Source organism: Flavobacterium sp., from assembly GCF_027484205.1.
Taxonomy (GTDB): Bacteria; Bacteroidota; Bacteroidia; order Flavobacteriales; family Flavobacteriaceae; genus Flavobacterium.
This window is the reverse complement of the sequence record NZ_JAIXUB010000001.1, coordinates 169,426-189,191: the sequence shown is the minus strand read 5'-3', so window position 1 is coordinate 189,191 and position 19,766 is coordinate 169,426. Positions and strand designations below refer to the sequence as shown.

Here is a 19,766-nt window from a genome sequence, read left to right as displayed (position 1 = left end):
CTCGTGTCATAAGTATAAATTTCTTAGATAATTTTGATTGCAAATTTAGTAAAAAAGTTTAAAAGTTTAGGAGTTTAGAAATCTAAAAGTTTAACCACAGATTGAAATCTTGACTTGAGCAGATTTTAGTAAAAAAACGATACAATTACTATTATTGAAACTTGCAAGGCATTTCATTGAATCACCTTTTTTTAGTGCTTGTTTTTATAATTTGGGTTAATTAAATTCCAATATATTGTATCGTTTTCTGTTCTGACTTGTTCAAAATTGAATTTATTTAAAAGATTTATAGAACTACTATTTTCAGTTAAACAATTTGCTGTGATTTCTTTTATAATTTCGTTTGAGAAAGCCCATTCTATTATTTTTTTTACAGATTCTACTGCATAACCTTTTCGTCTTTCCTCTATGATTATTCCATATCCTAAATCAATATTTTCTTCTTTATAATTGAATCCTTTAAATCCTAAATCTCCAATTATTTCCAAAGTTTCCTTTTTAATAATCATCCAAGATTCAAAGCCAGTTGGACTTTCAACTTTATTTAAGTTAATGATTATCCTTGGTAATGTGTCTAAAACATCTGCATCTGGCCAACTTTTTCCTCTTTTTAAGTTCAAGTTTTCTAAATCTTTATAATCGTTGTTTAAAATATTCTTGCAAATATCAATAGTGTAGGGAATGAGTAGTAATCTTTCAGTTATTAGATTATCAATTTCTAATTTTTTAACCTTCATTATTTTTTTATTGTTATATGGTTTTGGCAACTACTTCATGCTACTAACTTCCATTTTCTAACCTAATGAAGCAATTAATTCCTCAACTTCTTTTTTTTGTTCTGCATATTTGAGTTGTAATTCTGAACCTTCGCCCATTCTATTATAGTAATCGAAGGCTTTGTTCGCGAATGCTTTTTTGTGGAAATTAGAAATTTCAGGAATATTTGGAAATATTTTTCGGAATAGCATTTCATAGTACGCTTGCCATTCGCGTTCATTTTTGTCCATCACATAAGGTTGTCTTGTTTTTTGACGCACGTGAACCATTTCATGTGAAATTAAGGATATCATCAAAGGCAATGGAAATTGGAAAGAATTTTCAGGAATTCTAATAATTTGTTGTTTACCAAAATCGCCTTCTGTAGTAAGAACAATCATACTTGGTTCTGCTTTATCTCGATACTCAAAACCTTTTAAATAATGATCTTGCATGTTGAAATGTTGCAAAATCCAGTTCGCAGCTTCTTTAGTTTTTCCTTGATTATGAAAGGATGCTACTTTGGTTTTTACTTTTTTATAATTCATGTCAGCGGATTATTTTTTTATCATTTTTTTGATGATAGAAACAATAGTTGTAGCAATAATTGCTCCTGAAAATGCTAAGAAAATATCTTTTTGTGCATCCCAAATATCACCTTGAGTTCCAAGATAAGCATCACCTTGTGCTTTGAAGAAAACGTCAGCAACTGCCCATTCAATCAATTCGTAGAAACCACTGACAGAAAGTGTAATCTCTATTGGTAATGTCCAAGCAACCCATGAAGGAAACTTTAACCATTTCAAAAACATTTCACGCATTGGGTAAGCCAATAAAAATCCGAAACTAAAATGCACAATTCTATCGTAATGATTTCGAGATAAATCTAAAGCGTCTTTAAGCCAATATCCAAAAGGGTTTTCAGCATAAGTATATTTTGAACCATAAACATGAAGGCATAAATAAACACAAATCAATAAATAACTTAAATCGCTGAAAATAAATTTTTTATAAGTAAAAATCATGAAACCTAGAAATAGAAATACTAAGGTGTTTTCTAAAATCCAATTGGCTGTATCGGTATTTCCTACATAGGAATTAATCCAATTTATCAGAAAAAATCCGATGAAAATTTTTAACCAAGTATTGTTTTTTAAAGGAGTTCTTTCATCTGAAATTGCAATAGTAAATGCCATAGTTTTTATTTAATTTTCACCAAATATAATAAAAACGAAGTGGTTTTTAAATTGCTTCAGAAAATTGTGAATCGTACAAGTTTTTATAATAACCATTTTCTTTGGTAACTAATTCTTGATGCGTTCCAGATTCTACAATTTGACCTTTGTCCATTACGATAATTTTGTCAGCATTGACAATGGTTGCCAATCGATGTGCAATCACTATGGAAGTTCTGTCTTTAGTAATAGTTTCAGTAGCTCTTTGAATCAATTCTTCAGAATAAGTGTCGATAGAAGACGTGGCTTCATCCAAAATTAGAATACTTGGATTACTAACATAAGCACGTAAAAAAGCAATTAATTGGCGCTGCCCAGACGATAACATTACGCCACGTTCTTTTACATTATAATCATAACCATCGGGTAAACTCATGATGAATTCGTGAACACCAATTTTCTTGGAAGCGGCAATAACTTCTTCACGAGAAACATTAGTATTATTTAAGGTAATGTTGTTATAAATGGTATCTGCAAATAGGAAAACATCTTGTAAAACAACTGCAATTTGAGCGCGTAAACTTTCTAAAGTAAAGGTATTAATATCTTGATTGTCAATGGATATTCTTCCTGAATTGATTTCGTAAAAACGATTTAACAAATTAATGATTGTAGATTTTCCTGCGCCAGTTGAACCCACAATCGCAATAGTTTCACCTGATTTTACCTCCAATGAAATGCCTTTTAAAACTTCTTCATCTTTGATATAACTGAATCGAACGTTTTCAAAACGAATGTTTCCAGCAAAATGTTTGGCTACAATAGTTCCAGTTTGTTGCACATCTTCTTCGGTGTCTAAAATATCAAAAACTCTGTTAGCAGCAATCATTCCCATTTGCATTTCGTTGAATTTATCTGCAATTTGGCGTAACGGATTAAACAACATTCCGATAAACATCGTATAAGAAAATAAATCTCCAAATGTGGTAAATTTGTCACCATCTAAAATATGAAAACCTCCATAAAGCACAACAAATCCTAATGTTAACGACGAAATAATATCGGCGATTGGAAAGAAAATAGAATTGTATAAAATGGTTTTTATCCAAGCAACATTGTGTTTTTGATTGATGTCTTTAAACTTTTGATATTCAATATCTTCACGATTAAATAGTTGTACGATTTTCATTCCTGTAACACGTTCTTGAACAAACGTATTCAAATTAGCCACTTGATTCCTTACTTCTTCAAAAGCCACTTGCATTTTACGTTGAAAAATTCTGGTAATAAAAACCAAAATAGGCATGGCTCCAATTACAATCCAAGTAAGTTTCCAGTTCATGTAAAACATGATGATTAAACAGACAAACATTTTAAGCAAATCACTGATAATCATAAACAAACCTTGACTAAAAATTCTCGCGATTTGTTCAATATCAGAAACAGAACGTGTAACTAATTGTCCGACAGGTGCGTTGTCAAAATATTTCATTCTAAAACTCAACATGTGTTTGAAAAGTTTAGAACGAATATCTTTAATAATGTTTTGACCTAAAAGATTGGCCCAAAAAACAAAGAAAAACTGAAAAATTCCTTCTAATAATAAAACAACTCCCATCAATGAAACATAAAGTAACAACCCATTTTGATCATGAGGTTTTATGTAATGGTCAACAGTTTGTTTCAATAAAAATGGACGTAATGAAGCAAAAATCGCTAACAAAACTGCAGCAGCAATTACACCATAAAATAGAATTTTATAGGGTTTTGTGTATTTTAAAATACGTTTAAATAAATTTATGTCGAATGCTTTTGCTTTCATTAATTTAATATTAGATTTTAGATATCAGATTTTAAATATAAAAAGTGATGTCTATATTCTACTCTCTATTTTCTAAAAACGGATATTCCACTTTTGTCAAATACAATCCGTGTGCAGGAACTGAAAAACCTGCTTTATTTCGGTCTTTGCTTTCGATTATTTGAATAAAGTCTTGCAAAGATACTTTTTCTAATCCTATATTTACCATTGTTCCAACAATTGCTCGAACCATATTTCGCAAAAATCGATCTGCTGAAATTGTAAATACTAATCGATTGTCATTTTGCTGCCATTTTGCTTCAAAAATCGTACAATTGAATGTGTTTACATCGGTATGCACTTTTGAAAAACACTCAAAATCAATATAATTGAATAGTATTTTACAAGCATCATTCATTTTATCAAGGTTCAAATCATTTTGATAATACCAAGAATCGTCACTTTCAAAAGCATCTTTTTTGGTATGGATATGATATTCGTAAGTTCGTTTTGTTGCGTCAAATCGGGCATGAGCATCATCATGAACTTTATGAATATTCAAAATGGCAATATCTTTTGGTAAAAATGAATTGAGTTTATGACTTAAATATGGAACATCAATTACTAAGTCGTAATCAAAATGCGCAAACATTTGCTTGGCATGAACACCAGAATCGGTTCGACCAGCGCCAACAAGTTCAATTTCTGTTTTCAAAATCGTGGAAAGTGCTTTGGTCAAAGTTTCTTGAACAGAAGTTGCGTTTGGCTGATATTGCCATCCGTGATAGTTAGTTCCTTTGTAAGCAAATTCTAGAAAATATCTCAAAATTTAGTATTCAGTGTTCAGTTGGCAGTGTTCAGTTTGAAAACACTTTTGCAAATTTACAAAGATTTTGATAGATTGAATGTTTAAAGTTTTCCTAAATAATTAACTTTGTTGAATAGTTAATCAATCATAATAAATAAAACGAAGTTTTGTTATTGGTGAAATTTTATGGACAATGAATTCGTGTAAATTCGTGCAATTCGTGTCAAAAAAAATCTTTGTGACTTAGCGCCTTTGTGGCAAATACTATGAAAAAAATTCTTTTACTTTCTGATACGCACAGTCATATTGACGATACCATTTTAAAATATGTCAATCAAGCTGATGAAGTTTGGCATGCAGGCGATATTGGTAATTTGGTTGTAACCGATACAATTAAAAAACTAAAACCACTTCGCGCTGTTTATGGAAATATTGATGATGACAAAGCTCGAATGGAATTTCCTTTAAATAATAGATTTCTGTTCGAAGGAGTTGATGTATGGATTACACATATTGGAGGTTATCCTGGAAAATACAATCAAGCGATTCGTGAGGAATTGAAAACGAATCCACCAAAATTGTTCATCTGCGGACATTCCCATATATTAAAGGTGCAATTTGATAAAAGTTTGAATTTGCTTCACATGAATCCTGGTGCGTGTGGAATTTCAGGATTTCATCAAGTGCGAACGATGCTCAGATTTGAAATCGATGGAGATAAAATTCAGAGTTTGGAGATTGTGGAAATAGGGAAGAAGTAGGTTTTAGATTTCAGATTTCAGGTTGAAGATTTATAAAATTGTCATTTCGAAAACAAAAAAATGAGGAATTTTGTTTTTTTCATAGATTTTCTCTGGAGTTTCACTTGCAGCTACTTCGCACCAGGATGCAGAGCCATCTTTGTGATATTCAGGAGTTGTTAAGAGTAAGAAAATGAATGGTTTATTGAATTGTAAATCACTTTCTTTTACTGGAAGTTCTTTCAAAATGTAATCTTCTGCATATTTGGGTTGTAATTTTAGAGTGAATTTTTTTGTCCAATACCTATCAAAAAACAATTTCATTTCATAATTATTCTTAATTCTCTTACCAATAATATTAAAATTGAATGTTGTTGAATCTAAAACTGCATAATAAGCATTATCACTTTTGTCTAAACATATAGTGTTAACTAACTTACCGTTTTTAAATTCTTTCAGGTTTATGATATAATTTTTATTTACTAAATCTTTGCCTGTAATTGTGTTTTGAGAATAATTTACTTCTGCAAAATGAAAATAGTCTTGAATCATTTTTTTGTCTGATGGATTGTATTTCGTATTGAAGTTAAAATCTTGAGCAAAATTTGATATAGAAAGGAATAAGCAAATTGTCGAGAATAAATATTTCATTGGATTTAAATATTGATTAAAACCAAATATAAAAAAATCTGTGAATCTGTGGCAACATTTTTAAACAAAAAAATCCCAGATTTTCATCCAGGATTTTCTTCGCACTAATAAACTAAGTTTATAGGTTTATCTCAATCGGTCAACAGATTTTACGAGATCTTCATCCTTCTTGATGGCTTTGTTGGCCAAAACCAGCATTACGATAGAAATGATAGGTAGAAACATCCCAATACCTTTCTCAGAAACTACAGGAGTTTCTCCAGATAAATTTAGTGAACGATAAACAAATAATCCTAATAAAATTAAATTTAATATCATATTCAATCTGTTAAAAACAAATTGTTGTTGTCTTTTTTTAAAGGATATTATACTTAATACTGTAAAAGCGGTACTCAACCCAAACAAGATTTGATAAAGCATTTTACTCATAAAATAGAATTCTTTTCCATCTTCAAATTTCCAAAGCGGAAACACAAATGGAAGTACTCCTACTAGAATGAATACAATAGCTAAATAAACAGTTTGAATTCTTTGTAACATTATTACTTATTTATAACGCAAAAATATATTTTCTTTTTTTAAAAAACTATTGCTTGATAGAAAATTATTCGTATTATTGCATAACAAATCCGTAAGTACTTCAAAAACACGGAAGTCCCAATAAAAAAATCACCACACATTTTGTATTGTCATTCAATTCATTAAAATATATATAAACATTTATGTTTGATAGTTCTGCATTAAAAGGAATGAAGTTATCTGAACTTCAAGAAATTGCCAAATTGGCTAAAACCATAAAATTTAACGGTGTAAAAAAAGAAGCGCTAATTGAGCAAATCTTACAACATCAAGCTGCTTCAATGAATGAAAATTCAGAAGAAAAAAAAGCACCTAAGGAAGAAAAACCAAAAAGAGCTAGAATTACTTCAGAGGCAAAGCCTAAAATAGAAAAAGAGTCTAAAAACTTGTTTTCGGAAGCTCCAGTTGAACAAGTAGAGTCTTCAATCAAGGAAGAAGTAGCACCAGTAAAAGAAGTTACGTCTAAACCTGAAAAATTTCAGAAGAAACCTAAATTTGTTAAGCCAGTAAAAGTAATTTCTGAAGAGCAATCTACAGAAGAAGCGAATAAAGAAGAAGCAAATAAAGAGGAGACAAATAAAGAAGAAACTTCTGAAAATGCAGAAAACGCTCCTGTAAAACCTCAAAACCCTAATCAAAATCCCAACCAAAAGCATAAAAATCCGAACCAAAACCCAAACCAAAACGGTAATGGTAACGGAAATTCTAATCAGAATCCGAACCAAAATCCAAATTTCAAAAATAAAAAGAATCCTAATTTCCGTGATGCCGATTACGAATTTGACGGAATTATCGAAAGTGAAGGTGTTTTAGAAATGATGCCTGATGGATATGGATTTTTGCGTTCATCCGATTATAATTACTTAGCTTCACCAGATGATATTTATCTTTCAACTTCACAAATTCGTTTGTTCGGATTAAAAACAGGTGATACGGTGAAAGGTGTAGTGCGTCCTCCAAAAGAAGGAGAGAAGTTTTTTCCATTAGTACGAGTTTTAAAAATAAATGGTCATGATCCTCAAGTCGTTCGCGATAGAGTTTCGTTTGATCATTTAACGCCAATATTTCCTCAAGAAAAATTCAAAATTGCCGATAGACAAGCCAGCACTTCTACAAGAATAATCGATTTATTTTCACCAATAGGTAAAGGACAACGTGGAATGATTGTGGCCCAACCAAAAACGGGTAAAACAATGTTGCTAAAAGACATTGCCAATGCCATTGCTGCTAATCATCCTGAGGTTTATTTAATTGTTTTATTAATTGACGAACGTCCAGAAGAGGTAACCGATATGCAACGTAGCGTTCGTGGAGAAGTTATCGCTTCAACTTTTGACCGTGAACCAATGGAACACGTTAAAATTGCTAATATTGTTCTTGAAAAATCTAAACGTTTGGTAGAATGTGGTCACGATGTAGTGATTCTTTTAGATTCGATAACACGTCTGGCAAGAGCATACAATACGGTTCAACCTGCTTCTGGAAAAGTACTTTCAGGTGGAGTTGATGCCAATGCCTTGCAAAAACCAAAACGTTTCTTCGGAGCAGCTCGTAATGTAGAAAACGGCGGTTCGTTGAGTATTATCGCAACAGCATTAACAGAAACTGGTTCTAAAATGGACGAAGTAATCTTCGAAGAATTCAAAGGAACAGGTAATATGGAGTTACAATTAGACCGGAAAATTGCCAACCGTAGAATTTTCCCAGCCATCGATTTAACTTCATCGAGTACACGTCGCGACGATTTATTATTAGACGAAAACACATTAAAACGCATGTGGATTCTACGTAAATTCCTAGCTGACATGAATCCAGTTGAAGCAATGGACACTATAAATGATAAAATCAAAAAGACTAGAAATAACGAAGAGTTTTTGATTTCTATGAATGATTAATTTTAATTATTAAATATAAATAACCGAGCAGTAATGTTCGGTTTTTTTGTTTTTGGGAGCGAATGGCTTGGGAGTTTTTGTCCCGAAGCTTCGTGACCTTATTCCTGCTTTTCGTTTCAATCTTTTTTTGTTGCCTGAGGTGTCACATTGAGCTTGTCGAAATGCTCTCGAAGGCAATAAAAAAAGGATTTCCACTTCAATCAGGGCTAAATAGTAATCTTTAAACACTAAATTCAGTTTTCACAAGAAACTTTTCCAAATAAAAAGCCATTCCGATAAAGGAACAGTTTTTATCGTTAGTGAAATCTACGTTCAAAAAATTCGTGAAAATTTGTGCAATTCGTGTAAAAAAAAAGCCATTCCAAAAAGGAACAACTTTTATAGTTCGTGACTCGAGACCAAAGGTCGAACAGACGTAGTAAATCTATGTTTTAAAGAATTCGTGAAAATTCGCGAAATTCGTGTAAAAAATTACTCTTTTGCAGCTAAATATCTCTCAGCATCTAAAGCCGCCATACAACCCGTTCCAGCAGCTGTAATAGCTTGTCTGTAAACATGGTCGGCAGCATCACCACCAACAAAAACTCCAGCAACATTAGTTTTAGAAGTTCCAGGAATATTTACAATATATCCAGTTTCATCTAATGTTATATAGTCTTTAAAAATATCAGTGTTTGGTTTATGTCCAATAGCTACAAAAAATCCAGTTGCAGGAATTTCAATTTCTTCGTTTGTAGTTTTGTTTAAAGCTTTTACGCTAGTAACAACTTGACCATCACCTAACACTTCAACGGTATCGTGGTTCATTAAAATTGTGATATTTTCTGTATTTCTAACACGTTGTTCCATAATTTTAGAAGCTCTAAATTTCTCACTTCTCACCAACATGGTCACTTTTTTACACAATTTAGATAAATAATGCGCTTCTTCACAAGCAGAATCTCCAGCACCAACAATTACAACTTCTTGATTTCTGTAAAAGAATCCGTCGCAAACCGCACAAGCAGAAACACCACCACCCATATTCAAATAATGTTGTTCTGATGGTAAACCTAAATATTTTGCCGTTGCACCAGTTGAAATAATTACCGTTTCGCAGTGAATTTCTTTAGTGTCATTAATCCACACTTTATGAATATCTCCAGAGAAATCTACTTTTGTAGCCCAACCATCACGAACATCAGTTCCAAAACGTTTGGCTTGTTCTTCAATACCAATCATCATTTGTGGTCCGGTAATTCCTTCAGGATTTCCGGGCCAGTTTTCAACTTCATTAGTAGTGGTTAATTGTCCACCAGGTTGTGTTCCTTGATATAAAACAGGATTCATATTAGCTCTAGCTGCATAAATTGCCGCTGTATAACCAGCAGGACCAGAACCTATTATAAGACATTTTACTTTTTCTATTGTATCAGACATGACTTGTTTGTTTTTATGAAATGCAAAGGTAAGTTTTTCTTAAAATATTTTAATGTAAAGTACTTGACAAAAAACTATTTTAATATAAATTTTAATTATCGAAAATAAAAAAAAGCCGAACTAATAAAAGTTCAGCTTTTTGTCGGGGTGGCAGGATTCGAACCTGCGGCCTCCTGCTCCCAAAGCAGGCGCGATAACCGGGCTACGCTACACCCCGAAATTTGTTATAAATTCCGAGTGCAAATATATAACAATATTCAAGTTTACAAAGATTTTGAAAACTATTTTTTATAAAAATTTATTTTGTTGGCCTTTTCTTCAAAATAGCACTATCTACAAATCGTTTTAATTCTACTTTTTGATCACCATACAATTCAATTTCTGATTTTCCTGATGCTTCTATAATTATATTTGAAGTACATAAAATACTTGCATTAGTATATGATTCCGCTATGACTTCGGTGTTTTTTGAAGTTAATTTTTTTCCATTGAATGTTGCATTGTTATCTAAACGAAGTTTCAAGTTATCGCAATCACCTTCAATAACAGCATCCGTTTTTTGATACATGTCAAAAGTCAATTCTTTAGAAGTAATTAAAGCTTTTAGTTTAGCATTTTTACTCAAAGTTATGGCAGACTTATCCGCTTTTGAATTCAATTCAATTTTAGATTTATCATCCATTATTAAAGTAAAATTCTTTGCTTTAGAATTAATAAACAACTTAGATTCATCATAACTTTTAAGAGTAATATTTTCTAGTTCAATATCAGCAAGTGCTGTTACACTAGATTCATTTCTTGTGATGATTGATTTAAAACTATCATTATAAGTAATTCTAACACTTAGTTTTTTATATCCAAAAGCATTTTTTAAAGTAGATAATTTTAATGTTGAACCATTTAAAACAATATCAATGGCGTCATGTAAATTATCGTCTGCTTCAATTTCTAATCCACATTCAGCTCCTTTTATTATGAAAACTTCGATATTGTCTAAAACTTCAATAGCTTCAAAAGGTTCAATTTTTTTTATTTCAGTAGTTACAATTTTTGAACCTTTTACTTTTTCTTTCTTTTGAGAGTAAGAAAGTGTAGTTATTAGTAATAAAGTTAGGAAGATTGTTTTTTTCATTATGTATTTAATTTGTTGTCAAATTTATAAAAAGCAATGTTAATAGAATTATAAAATCTATCATAAATTATTTTACACGAACACTCCATTCAAAATCCATTTCAGAAACTTGGTCGCCTTTTTCATCTACACCAATTGATTTTAGCCAAAGTGTTTGTCCTTCACCAGTCGCGATGGTTTTTTTGATAGCATCTTCAATTATAGTGCCATCATTGCAAGTAAAAGTAATTCTTCCTTTGGCTTTTTTGGTAAAATTACCTTTGTTATTAGAAACTAACATCGAAATGTTTTTACCGCTTTTCTTTATTTGATACATTACTAAAGCGCCAGTTGTAAGCTCTGCAGCCATTGCTTGTACAGCAAAATACATCGAATTAAACGGATTCTGATTAAACCAACGGTGTTTTACTGTAGCAACACATTTTTCAGGTGAAATGTATTTTGTTCTTACGCCGCACCAAAAAGCAGAGGGTAATTTGAAAAATAAAAAAGTATTCAATTTTGAAGGTGAAAATTCCATGATGTATTGATTTTGTTGTAAATATACTAAAAATACTATGCACTCATACTAAAATCATAATGTTAATAAAATGTTAAATTTAAGTACTTTGTAATGCATAATACCTTTTTTTGGTTGTATCTTTGTATAAGAAATTAATAAGCTATCTATAGTATTGTTGAAATCAAAATTTATTCATCATCAAAAATCAAAATAAAATGACACCAGCTAACGAACGTACCATTGCATCAGTAACACATTTGAGTTCCTTTGCTCAATATGTTTTTCCATTAGGAAATTTTATTGCTCCTATAATTATATGGAGTGCTAAAAAAAACGATTCTGAATTTGTTGACTATAATGGAAAACAAATATTAAATTTTCAGTTAAGTATTTTTGCATACAGTGCAATTTTAGTTTTAATTTCTTTGCCACTTTTAATCTATGGGTTTGTAGATTTGATAGGAACCAATTGTACCTTCAGTAATTTTGAAGTTGATTTTAATGGTTTTCATAATCAAAAAATCACAACTTTAATAGGAATTGCAATTGTAGCTTTCGTACTTTTTATGTTTCTAAAAGTATTTGAATTCATATTAATCATATATGCAGCAGTAAAAGCATCTAATGGCGAACAGTATAAATATCCTTTAACAATACCATTCTTTAAATAATAAGTTTCAATCATCAAAAATCATCATCAGAATCTGAACTAAATTCAGATTAAATCAAAAAAATGAACAGTTTAATTAAAAAAATCAAAATCGAATTATGAACATTGAAAACACAAAAGCCCAAATGCGAAAAGGTGTTTTAGAGTTCTGCATCTTATCTGTATTAAAAGAAAAAGAAGCCTACACCTCTGAAATATTAGACACTTTAAAAAACGCAAAATTGCTTGTAGTAGAGGGAACAGTTTATCCGCTATTGACAAGATTAAAAAATGACGGTTTACTCAACTATCGTTGGGAAGAATCAACTTCGGGTCCACCAAGAAAATATTATGAGTTGACCGAATTAGGAAAAACATTTTTAAACGAATTAAGCGGAACTTGGACAGAACTTTCTGACGCCGTAAACATCATAACCAATCAAAAATAACAATCATGAACAAAACAGTAAATATTAATATAGGTGGTTTATTTTTTCACATAGATGAAGATGCATACCAAAAGTTATCAAGATATTTTGATGCTATAAAACGTTCACTTTCAAATTCATCAGGTAAAGATGAAATCATGAAAGACATTGAAATGCGTGTTGCCGAACTTTTTACAGAAAGACAAAAAAGCGACAAACATGTTATCAATAATGTTGATGTTGATCAAGTAGTTACCGTTATGGGACAACCAGAAGATTATCGCATTGACGATGATGCTGAAACTCCTAAAAACGAACCATTTTATGTTCCAAATAAAACTAAAAAATTATACCGTGATAAAGATAGAGGCATAATAGCAGGAGTATGTACTGGTTTAGGTCATTACACTGGAATTGATGCTGTTTGGATAAAAATAATATTCTTGATTTTTGCATTAGTTAGTTTTGGTTGGTTTTTAATTGTGTACTTAATCCTTTGGATAGCTACACCAAAAGCCATAACAACTTCTGAAAAATTAGAAATGACAGGTGAACCAGTAACCATTTCTAATATTGAAAAGAAAGTTAGAGAAGAGTTTGAAAACGTATCTGAAAAAATTAAAAATGCAGATTACGATAAAATGGGAAACCAAATAAAATCTGGTGCTGAAACTGCAGGAACTAAAATTGGAAGTGCATTTACATCTGTTTTTGGTGCTTTTGCTAAAGTTTTAGGTGCTTTAATTGTTGTTTTTTCGTCAATTATTTTTTTGGCAGTCGCAATAGTTTCTGTTGTTATGTTGTTCTCTTCATCAATGCCAGATAACAAAATTGTTGAATTTATTCACACACCAATAGGATTAGAAACACCAATTTGGGCACAAGGAATTTTATTCTTTCTTGCAGCAGGAATTCCCTTATTTTTTCTTATCATTTTAGGTTTGAAATTATTAGTAACTAACTTAAAATCAATTGGGAATATTGCAAAATATAGTTTGTTAGCCATTTGGATTATAGCTATTGGAATTTTAATTTCATTAGGAATTAGTGAAGCTAATCAATTGGCATATTCAGGAAAAGCATTAGAAAAACAAAGTATGACTGTTGTAGCAACGGATACTTTAAAAGTAAGATTTGCCTACAATGATTTCTATTCAAAAAGAATTGAAGATAGAAGCGAATATAGAATTGTACAAGATTCTCTTGGAAATGAAGTAATTCACTCTACAAATGTTACCATTCATTTGAAAAAAACGGATAAAGCTTTCCCTTACGTTCAAATTGAGAAATTAGCGCAAGGAAAATCATTTGCAGAAGCCAATCAAAGAGCTCAAAAAATTAAATATAATTACAAAATTGTAGGAAACGAATTGATTCTTGACAACTATTTTACTACAGAAACAAAGAATAAGTTCAGAGGTCAAATGGTTGAGGTTTATCTTTATTTACCAGAAGGAATTGTATATTATCCTAACGAGAATGTAGAGCAATATTTAAGCGGAAACAACGCCGATTTCGATTACTATTATGGTCCAGAAGGTTATAAATATAAAGTGAAAGGTACCGAATTAGATTGTTTAAATTGTCCAAATGAAGATTCTCAGAATGATGAAATCGAAACGGAAGATATCAATGTAATCGAAGAAAATGACTCTATCAAAACGGTTTCTGTAAAAGTGAACGGTAAAGAAGTTATCCAAACTTTAAGAGGAAAAGATGAAAAAGGAAGTTTAACAATAAATAAAGACGGAATAATCATTAAAACTAAATAGTCATGATAAAATTTATAGTTTTTTGCACAAAAATATTACTTGCAGCAGTTGTAGCCATATTATTCGCTTCATGTAATCAAGTATTTGAAGGAGTTAAAGGAAACGGAAACGTTCAAACTGAGCAACGAAAAATATCAGAATCATTTACTAAAATTTCAGTTAATAGAGGTTTAGAAGTAGTTGTAGAACAAGGTGATGTTGTAAAAGTTGAGGTCGAAGCCGATGAAAATTTACTAAAACACATCACAACAAAAGTTGAAAACGGAATTTTAGTAATTTCATCAGACGAAAATATTTACAACGCCGAGAAAGAACTTGTAAGAGTTACAATGCCTTTAATTGAAGGTTTAGAAACTACAGGTGGTTCTAATTTATCAAGTACATCGGTACTAAAAGGTTCTAAAGTATATGTAAAATCAAGTAGCGGAAGTGAAATAGACATCAATGCTGAATTCGATACTATCTCTGGTGAATCTACAAGTGGAAGTAATATTACATTATCTGGAAAAGCATTAAAATTCACTTCAGCATCATCAAGCGGTAGCGAAATTGAAGCAGGAAATCTTCTAGCAAACGAAGTAGTTGCACAGTCAACTAGCGGAAGTTCTACGGAAGTAAACCCAAGAGTCTTGTTAAAAGCAAAAGCATCAAGCGGAAGTTCCATTGAATACACTAACAAGCCAAAAACAATTGTGAAAGAAGAAACTTCTGGCGGAAGCGTTTCAAGCCTTTAGAATTTATTTATAGTTTTAGTTGTAAAAAAATCCCGTCTCGTTCTAAAACGAGATTGGGATTTTTTTAATCTGTCCCGAAACTTCGGGATTGTTTCAGATTCTCAAAAAACTTCATCAATAAAATTAAAATAAATTTGAGAAAATTCGTTTAATCAAATTTCAAATTAATTAGTGAAAATTCGTGCAATTCGTGACAACTTTTCATCAAAAATTTTTTCAAAAAAATCTTTGCAATCTGTATTTAAAAAACTTCGTGCTTTAGTGTCTTCGTGGAAACCTTTCTCCAAAGAATAATTCAACAAAAGTTAAACCAATACCAATTAACGTACATTTTTGATTCATAAATTGTAATTTTGGTTAAAAAAAGAAATGAAAGTTTTAATTACAGGTGCAACAGGTTTAATTGGAAAAGAATTGGTAGAAGTTCTTCTTAAAAACAATCACACCGTTCACTATCTAACAACATCGCCACAAAAAATCCAAAATAAAACCAATTACTATGGCTTTTATTGGAATCCACAAGAAGGAAAAATTGATGACAATTGCCTCGATGGTGTAGATACTATTGTTCACCTTGCTGGCGCATCCATTTCGCAACGATGGACAAATTCATACAAACAAGAATTAATAGAAAGTCGTGTTTTGTCTGCTAATTTACTTTTCAATTTACTCAAAAAAGCACCACATCAGGTAAAACATTTTATTTCAGCCTCCGGAACAGCCATTTATCCTGATAGCTATACCAATATTTACGACGAAACATCAACCCAAATAGACAATACATTTCTCGGCCATGTAGTTCAAAAATGGGAGGAAAGCGCTAATCAATTCAAATTGTTAAATTTAAAAGTGTCCAAACTAAGAACTGGCGTAGTCTTTTCTGAAAAAGGAGGTGCACTTTTAGAGATGATAAAACCAATAAAAATGTATGTTGGATCAGGTTTTGGCTCAGGAAAGCAAATGCAATCATGGATTCATTTAACGGATGTTGCTAATTTGTATTACTTTGTGATTCAAAATCAAACAGAAGGTATCATCAATGCTGTTTCACCTAATCCAATTAGCAATCAAGAGTTGACAAAAGCTATCGCAAAACAACTAAAAAGACCTCTGTTTTTGCCAAATGTTCCTCAGTTCATTATGAAATTAATCCTAGGCGAGATGCACATTCTACTTTTCAACAACAAGAATATTCTTCCAAAAAGAGCACAAGAATTAGGGTTTAAGTTTCAATTTCCAACAGCTAAAGAAGCGCTTGAAAACATCATAAAATAAAAAAAGTTCTAGGCTTTACTAGAACTTTTTTCAACTTGAATTAATAATATATTTTGCTTTTCAGCGAATCATAAACCTTTTATAAATCCAAATATAACGATTTCGTGAAGCAAAACTCTTAAAGTTTTATTAAAGTTTTACACTGAATTTATTTAGGTCTTTTTTTGTGATTGAAATAAAATCAAAGTTTCTATTAGTGAAATTTATCACAAGGTAAAATTGTGCAAATTTGTTTAATTCATGTAAAATTTTAGGAGCATCACTTAAGGCATTTTTTAATCCATTTTCCTGCTATCCGCGTTACAAGGTAACTGCTTCTATCAGGGCTAAACTCAATCTTTAGGCTTCTAAATTCAGTTTTTCACAAGATATTATTCTTAAATATCAAATAAAATCTTTGTGTTCTTCGCGATTTCTTTTGATTTTGTGGTAAAAAATACGTGACAATTTGACATTTTTAAAGAAATGGCAGTACTTTTGCAACCAAATTCTTCGGAACAAAAAACCAACAATGAACATCAAAAATATATTTAAAAATAAAAGCACAATGAGTACTGAAAATACTGATAAAGAAATTCTTGAGAATGAAAATGAAATGGCAACACAATCAGAAGGAAATCCTACAGATGAAGCAACGCCAGAAGTTGATGCCGAAATTTCGGGAGTAGAAGAATTAACCGTTGAGCAAAAATTAGAAGAAGAATTAGCTAAAGAAAAAGATAAGTTTCTACGTCTTTTTGCCGAATTCGAAAACTATAAAAAACGCACCTCAAAAGAACGTATCGATTTATTTAGAACTGCCAATCAAGAGGTTTTACAAGCCATGTTGCCAGTTCTTGACGATTTTGACAGAGCGATGACACAAATTGCAAAATCAGAAGATGAAGTGCTTTTAAAAGGAGTTGAATTAATTCACGAAAAACTAAAATCAACATTAGTTTCTAAAGGATTAGAAGAAGTTGAAATAAAAGCAGGCGATTCATTTGATGCAGATTTTGCAGAAGCAATTACCCAAATTCCAGCTCCATCAGACGATTTAAAAGGAAAAATTGTCGATGTAATCGAAAAAGGATACAAATTAGGAGACAAAATTATCCGTTTCCCTAAGGTTATTTTAGGACAATAATTACTGTGGAAACGTGATGCTTTGCGTTCCAATTAAAATATATTATTTTCAAACATGAAAAAAGATTTTTACGAAATATTAGGTATCACAAAAAGTGCATCACCTGAGGAAATAAAAAAGGCTTATCGAAAGAAAGCCATAGAATTTCACCCTGACAAAAATCCCGGAAATGCTGAAGCAGAGGAAAATTTCAAGCTTTGTGCTGAAGCATACGAAGTATTAAGTGATCCAAACAAAAAAGCTAAATACGACCAATACGGACATCAAGCATTCGATGGCGCAGGTGGTTTTGGTGGCGGTCACATGAATATGGATGATATTTTCAGCCAGTTCGGTGATATTTTTGGAGGTGCTTTTGGCGGTAGCGGTTTCGGTGGTTTCGGAGGAAATTCTGGAGGACAACGTCGTGTAAAAGGAAGTAACCTTCGTATCAAAGTTAAATTAACTTTAGAAGAAGTTGCTAACGGTGTTGAAAAGAAAGTAAAAGTTAAACGAAAAATTCAAGCGCCAGGTGTTCGTTATAAAACGTGTTCGGCATGTAATGGTCAAGGTCAGGTTTTGAGAGTAACCAATACTATTTTGGGTAGAATGCAAACGGCAACAACTTGTCCAACATGTGGTGGAGCAGGACAAACTATTGAGAGCAAACCTAACAATGCCGATGCGCACGGAATGATTCTAGAAGACGAAACGGTTTCAATCAAAATTCCAGCAGGAGTTGTTGATGGTATGCAACTAAAAGTTTCTGGAAAAGGAAATGACGCACCAGGAAACGGAATTGCAGGTGATTTAATTGTTGCCATTGAGGAATTAGAACACGAATTTTTAAAACGTGAAGGTGAAAATCTTCATTACGATTTATATATAAGTTTTGCAGAAGCTGCATTAGGAGTTTCTAAAGAAATTGAAGCCGTAAACGGAAAAGTGAGAATCAAACTTGAAGAAGGAATCCAATCTGGAAAAATTTTACGACTAAAAGGTAAGGGAATTCCGAGTTTAAATAGTTACGGAAGTGGTGATTTATTAGTTCATGTAAACGTTTGGACACCAAAGACTTTAAGCAAAGAACAACGTCAATTCTTTGAAAAATCGCTGACGGATGACAACTTTATTCCTCATCCAGAAAAGAGCGATAAATCTTTTTTTGAAAAAGTTAAAGATATGTTTTCATAATTATAAAATTATTTCTACATTTGACTAATTACTTGGAAACAGGTAATTTCTTTTTCATAGCAATTTTTCCCATCCTTGTGTCAAAATAAGGGTGGGTTTTTTTTGTAACAAAAACTATCAAATAGCTACTAATTCAGTACTTTTACAACATCAATAGCAATATCAATTTCAAAAATCAATTTAAATTTATAGTTTAATTGGAATTTGGAATTTAAAAATTTGGAATTTAAATGACTAATATCCTTGAAGTAAAAAATGTCGTAAAGCAATATGGCGATTACACCGCGCTTAACGAAGTTTCTCTATCCGTTCCAAAAGGAAGTATCTACGGACTTCTTGGTCCAAATGGCGCCGGAAAAACATCCTTAATTAGAATCATCAACCAAATTACAATGCCCGATAGTGGTGAAGTAATCCTAGATGGCGAACCTTTAAAACCAGAACACGTTGCTTTCATTGGTTATATGCCAGAAGAACGCGGCTTGTACAAAACCATGAAAGTTGGTGAGCAATGCTTGTACTTAGCACAATTAAAAGGGTTGTCAAAGCAAGAAGCCAAAACACAATTAGATTATTGGTTTGATCGACTAGAAATTCAAGGTTGGTGGAACAAAAAAATGCAAGAACTTTCTAAAGGAATGGCTCAAAAAGTACAATTTGTGGTTACTGTTTTACACAAACCCAAATTATTAATTCTTGACGAACCTTTTTCAGGATTTGATCCTGTAAATGCCAATTTGATTAAAGATGAAATTATCGAATTGAACAAGCAAGGAACTTCAGTAATTTTTTCAACGCATCGAATGGAAAGCGTTGAAGAAATGTGTGATTACATTGCCTTAATCCACAAATCGAATAAATTGATTGAGGGAAAATTAACCGATGTCAAAAAGCAATTCAGAACCAATAGTTACGAAGTTGGAATTCTTAGTAACAATATCGAAGGTTTGATGTATGATTTATCACAAAAATTCACACTTTCACAAACCGATTTCAAATCACTAAACGACGAATTAAAACTAGAAATCAATCTTGGAACTGCAACGCCTAATGAACTACTAAATACCTTAATTCAAAGAGGTCAAGTAACCCATTTTATGGAAAAAATCCCAAGTGTAAACGATATTTTCATAAAAACTGTTACCGAATAA

At 31.5% G+C, this 19,766-nt stretch carries 20 protein-coding genes and 1 tRNA gene; 10 read left to right on the top strand and 11 right to left on the bottom strand.

From position 1 onward, the window contains the following. Nucleotides 1–191: 191 nt before the first annotated feature. The 5 genes from Q0049_RS00815 to truA are packed head-to-tail and all read right to left on the bottom strand — an operon-like array spanning nucleotide 192 to nucleotide 4,558. Complete coding sequence (locus tag Q0049_RS00815; protein ID WP_298115365.1) at nucleotides 192–737, bottom strand: GNAT family N-acetyltransferase; 546 nt, start codon at nucleotides 735–737, stop codon at nucleotides 192–194. Nucleotides 738–794: 57 nt separating this feature from the next. Then, the gene (locus tag Q0049_RS00810) at nucleotides 795–1,304 is read right to left on the bottom strand and encodes a hypothetical protein (RefSeq protein WP_298115358.1); all 510 of its coding nucleotides are present in this window, start codon (nucleotides 1,302–1,304) and stop codon (nucleotides 795–797) included. A 9-nt stretch (nucleotides 1,305–1,313) separates the two neighbouring features. After that, entirely contained in the window at nucleotides 1,314–1,952 is a 639-nt protein-coding gene (locus Q0049_RS00805; protein WP_298115356.1) for a DUF2238 domain-containing protein, read from the bottom strand. A gap of 46 nt (nucleotides 1,953–1,998) precedes the next feature. Beyond that, nucleotides 1,999–3,753, bottom strand: a complete 1,755-nt coding sequence (locus Q0049_RS00800; RefSeq protein ID WP_298115353.1) for an ABC transporter ATP-binding protein — start codon at nucleotides 3,751–3,753, stop codon at nucleotides 1,999–2,001. Between the two features lie 58 nt (nucleotides 3,754–3,811). Continuing rightward, the gene (gene truA / locus Q0049_RS00795; RefSeq protein ID WP_298115350.1) at nucleotides 3,812–4,558 is read right to left on the bottom strand and encodes a tRNA pseudouridine(38-40) synthase TruA; all 747 of its coding nucleotides are present in this window, start codon (nucleotides 4,556–4,558) and stop codon (nucleotides 3,812–3,814) included. Nucleotides 4,559–4,806: 248 nt separating this feature from the next. Between truA and Q0049_RS00790 the strand changes: the two genes are divergently transcribed. Then, nucleotides 4,807–5,301, top strand: coding sequence for a metallophosphoesterase family protein (locus Q0049_RS00790; RefSeq protein WP_298115347.1), 495 nt, complete (start codon nucleotides 4,807–4,809; stop codon nucleotides 5,299–5,301). Nucleotides 5,302–5,331: 30 nt separating this feature from the next. Here the strand turns inward: Q0049_RS00790 and Q0049_RS00785 are convergent, their stop codons facing one another. Then, complete coding sequence (locus tag Q0049_RS00785; RefSeq protein WP_298115344.1) at nucleotides 5,332–5,931, bottom strand: hypothetical protein; 600 nt, start codon at nucleotides 5,929–5,931, stop codon at nucleotides 5,332–5,334. Nucleotides 5,932–6,057: 126 nt separating this feature from the next. Next, nucleotides 6,058–6,471: a DUF4293 domain-containing protein gene (locus tag Q0049_RS00780; protein ID WP_298115342.1), complete on the bottom strand. Its 414-nt coding sequence runs from the start codon at nucleotides 6,469–6,471 to the stop codon at nucleotides 6,058–6,060. A gap of 182 nt (nucleotides 6,472–6,653) precedes the next feature. Here Q0049_RS00780 and rho point away from each other — a divergent pair, with 182 nt between their 5' ends. Then, nucleotides 6,654–8,405 (top strand): transcription termination factor Rho, encoded by a 1,752-nt coding sequence (gene rho, locus Q0049_RS00775; protein ID WP_298115338.1) that lies wholly within the window; start codon nucleotides 6,654–6,656, stop codon nucleotides 8,403–8,405. Between the two features lie 471 nt (nucleotides 8,406–8,876). Here rho and trxB read toward each other — a convergent pair whose 3' ends face one another. From trxB to Q0049_RS00755, 4 genes are all read right to left on the bottom strand, one after another. Then, nucleotides 8,877–9,824: a thioredoxin-disulfide reductase gene (trxB, locus tag Q0049_RS00770; RefSeq protein ID WP_298115336.1), complete on the bottom strand. Its 948-nt coding sequence runs from the start codon at nucleotides 9,822–9,824 to the stop codon at nucleotides 8,877–8,879. Between the two features lie 142 nt (nucleotides 9,825–9,966). Then, nucleotides 9,967–10,041 (bottom strand) — tRNA-Pro (locus tag Q0049_RS00765). A gap of 81 nt (nucleotides 10,042–10,122) precedes the next feature. Continuing rightward, nucleotides 10,123–10,956: a DUF2807 domain-containing protein gene (locus Q0049_RS00760; RefSeq protein WP_298115334.1), complete on the bottom strand. Its 834-nt coding sequence runs from the start codon at nucleotides 10,954–10,956 to the stop codon at nucleotides 10,123–10,125. 67 nt (nucleotides 10,957–11,023) lie between these two features. Further along, nucleotides 11,024–11,476 carry a DUF4442 domain-containing protein gene (locus Q0049_RS00755; RefSeq protein WP_298115332.1) on the bottom strand — a complete coding sequence of 151 codons (453 nt, stop codon included), beginning with the start codon at nucleotides 11,474–11,476 and terminating at the stop codon, nucleotides 11,024–11,026. 197 nt (nucleotides 11,477–11,673) lie between these two features. On the opposite strand from Q0049_RS00755, the gene Q0049_RS00750 reads away from it, so the two are divergent. The 8 genes from Q0049_RS00750 (at nucleotide 11,674) to Q0049_RS00715 (ending at nucleotide 19,766) form a co-directional block, all read left to right on the top strand. Then, nucleotides 11,674–12,129, top strand: a complete 456-nt coding sequence (locus tag Q0049_RS00750; protein WP_298115329.1) for a DUF4870 domain-containing protein — start codon at nucleotides 11,674–11,676, stop codon at nucleotides 12,127–12,129. 97 nt (nucleotides 12,130–12,226) lie between these two features. Further along, nucleotides 12,227–12,556, top strand: coding sequence for a PadR family transcriptional regulator (locus Q0049_RS00745; RefSeq protein WP_298115326.1), 330 nt, complete (start codon nucleotides 12,227–12,229; stop codon nucleotides 12,554–12,556). Between the two features lie 5 nt (nucleotides 12,557–12,561). Next, nucleotides 12,562–14,307 (top strand): PspC domain-containing protein, encoded by a 1,746-nt coding sequence (locus tag Q0049_RS00740; protein ID WP_298115324.1) that lies wholly within the window; start codon nucleotides 12,562–12,564, stop codon nucleotides 14,305–14,307. 2 nt (nucleotides 14,308–14,309) lie between these two features. After that, entirely contained in the window at nucleotides 14,310–15,041 is a 732-nt protein-coding gene (locus Q0049_RS00735; RefSeq protein ID WP_298115321.1) for a head GIN domain-containing protein, read from the top strand. 369 nt (nucleotides 15,042–15,410) lie between these two features. Further along, nucleotides 15,411–16,316, top strand: coding sequence for a TIGR01777 family oxidoreductase (locus Q0049_RS00730; RefSeq protein ID WP_298115319.1), 906 nt, complete (start codon nucleotides 15,411–15,413; stop codon nucleotides 16,314–16,316). 511 nt (nucleotides 16,317–16,827) lie between these two features. Beyond that, the gene (locus Q0049_RS00725) at nucleotides 16,828–17,442 is read left to right on the top strand and encodes a nucleotide exchange factor GrpE (RefSeq protein WP_298115316.1); all 615 of its coding nucleotides are present in this window, start codon (nucleotides 16,828–16,830) and stop codon (nucleotides 17,440–17,442) included. A gap of 54 nt (nucleotides 17,443–17,496) precedes the next feature. Continuing rightward, nucleotides 17,497–18,615: a molecular chaperone DnaJ gene (gene dnaJ, locus Q0049_RS00720; RefSeq protein ID WP_298115313.1), complete on the top strand. Its 1,119-nt coding sequence runs from the start codon at nucleotides 17,497–17,499 to the stop codon at nucleotides 18,613–18,615. A gap of 230 nt (nucleotides 18,616–18,845) precedes the next feature. Beyond that, nucleotides 18,846–19,766: an ABC transporter ATP-binding protein gene (locus Q0049_RS00715; protein WP_298115311.1), complete on the top strand. Its 921-nt coding sequence runs from the start codon at nucleotides 18,846–18,848 to the stop codon at nucleotides 19,764–19,766.

Coding starts and splice junctions, on each gene's coding strand:
- Q0049_RS00715 (WP_298115311.1), top strand. CDS start 18,846: ATGACTAATATCCTTGAAGTAAAAAATGTCGTAAAGCAATATGGCGAT.
- Q0049_RS00805 (WP_298115356.1), bottom strand. CDS start 1,952: ATGGCATTTACTATTGCAATTTCAGATGAAAGAACTCCTTTAAAAAAC.
- Q0049_RS00810 (WP_298115358.1), bottom strand. CDS start 1,304: ATGAATTATAAAAAAGTAAAAACCAAAGTAGCATCCTTTCATAATCAA.
- Q0049_RS00800 (WP_298115353.1), bottom strand. CDS start 3,753: ATGAAAGCAAAAGCATTCGACATAAATTTATTTAAACGTATTTTAAAA.
- Q0049_RS00725 (WP_298115316.1), top strand. CDS start 16,828: ATGAACATCAAAAATATATTTAAAAATAAAAGCACAATGAGTACTGAA.
- Q0049_RS00785 (WP_298115344.1), bottom strand. CDS start 5,931: ATGAAATATTTATTCTCGACAATTTGCTTATTCCTTTCTATATCAAAT.
- Q0049_RS00780 (WP_298115342.1), bottom strand. CDS start 6,471: ATGTTACAAAGAATTCAAACTGTTTATTTAGCTATTGTATTCATTCTA.
- Q0049_RS00815 (WP_298115365.1), bottom strand. CDS start 737: ATGAAGGTTAAAAAATTAGAAATTGATAATCTAATAACTGAAAGATTA.
- rho (WP_298115338.1), top strand. CDS start 6,654: ATGTTTGATAGTTCTGCATTAAAAGGAATGAAGTTATCTGAACTTCAA.
- Q0049_RS00755 (WP_298115332.1), bottom strand. CDS start 11,476: ATGGAATTTTCACCTTCAAAATTGAATACTTTTTTATTTTTCAAATTA.
- Q0049_RS00745 (WP_298115326.1), top strand. CDS start 12,227: ATGAACATTGAAAACACAAAAGCCCAAATGCGAAAAGGTGTTTTAGAG.
- Q0049_RS00730 (WP_298115319.1), top strand. CDS start 15,411: ATGAAAGTTTTAATTACAGGTGCAACAGGTTTAATTGGAAAAGAATTG.
- Q0049_RS00790 (WP_298115347.1), top strand. CDS start 4,807: ATGAAAAAAATTCTTTTACTTTCTGATACGCACAGTCATATTGACGAT.
- Q0049_RS00740 (WP_298115324.1), top strand. CDS start 12,562: ATGAACAAAACAGTAAATATTAATATAGGTGGTTTATTTTTTCACATA.
- dnaJ (WP_298115313.1), top strand. CDS start 17,497: ATGAAAAAAGATTTTTACGAAATATTAGGTATCACAAAAAGTGCATCA.
- Q0049_RS00750 (WP_298115329.1), top strand. CDS start 11,674: ATGACACCAGCTAACGAACGTACCATTGCATCAGTAACACATTTGAGT.
- trxB (WP_298115336.1), bottom strand. CDS start 9,824: ATGTCTGATACAATAGAAAAAGTAAAATGTCTTATAATAGGTTCTGGT.
- Q0049_RS00735 (WP_298115321.1), top strand. CDS start 14,310: ATGATAAAATTTATAGTTTTTTGCACAAAAATATTACTTGCAGCAGTT.
- Q0049_RS00760 (WP_298115334.1), bottom strand. CDS start 10,956: ATGAAAAAAACAATCTTCCTAACTTTATTACTAATAACTACACTTTCT.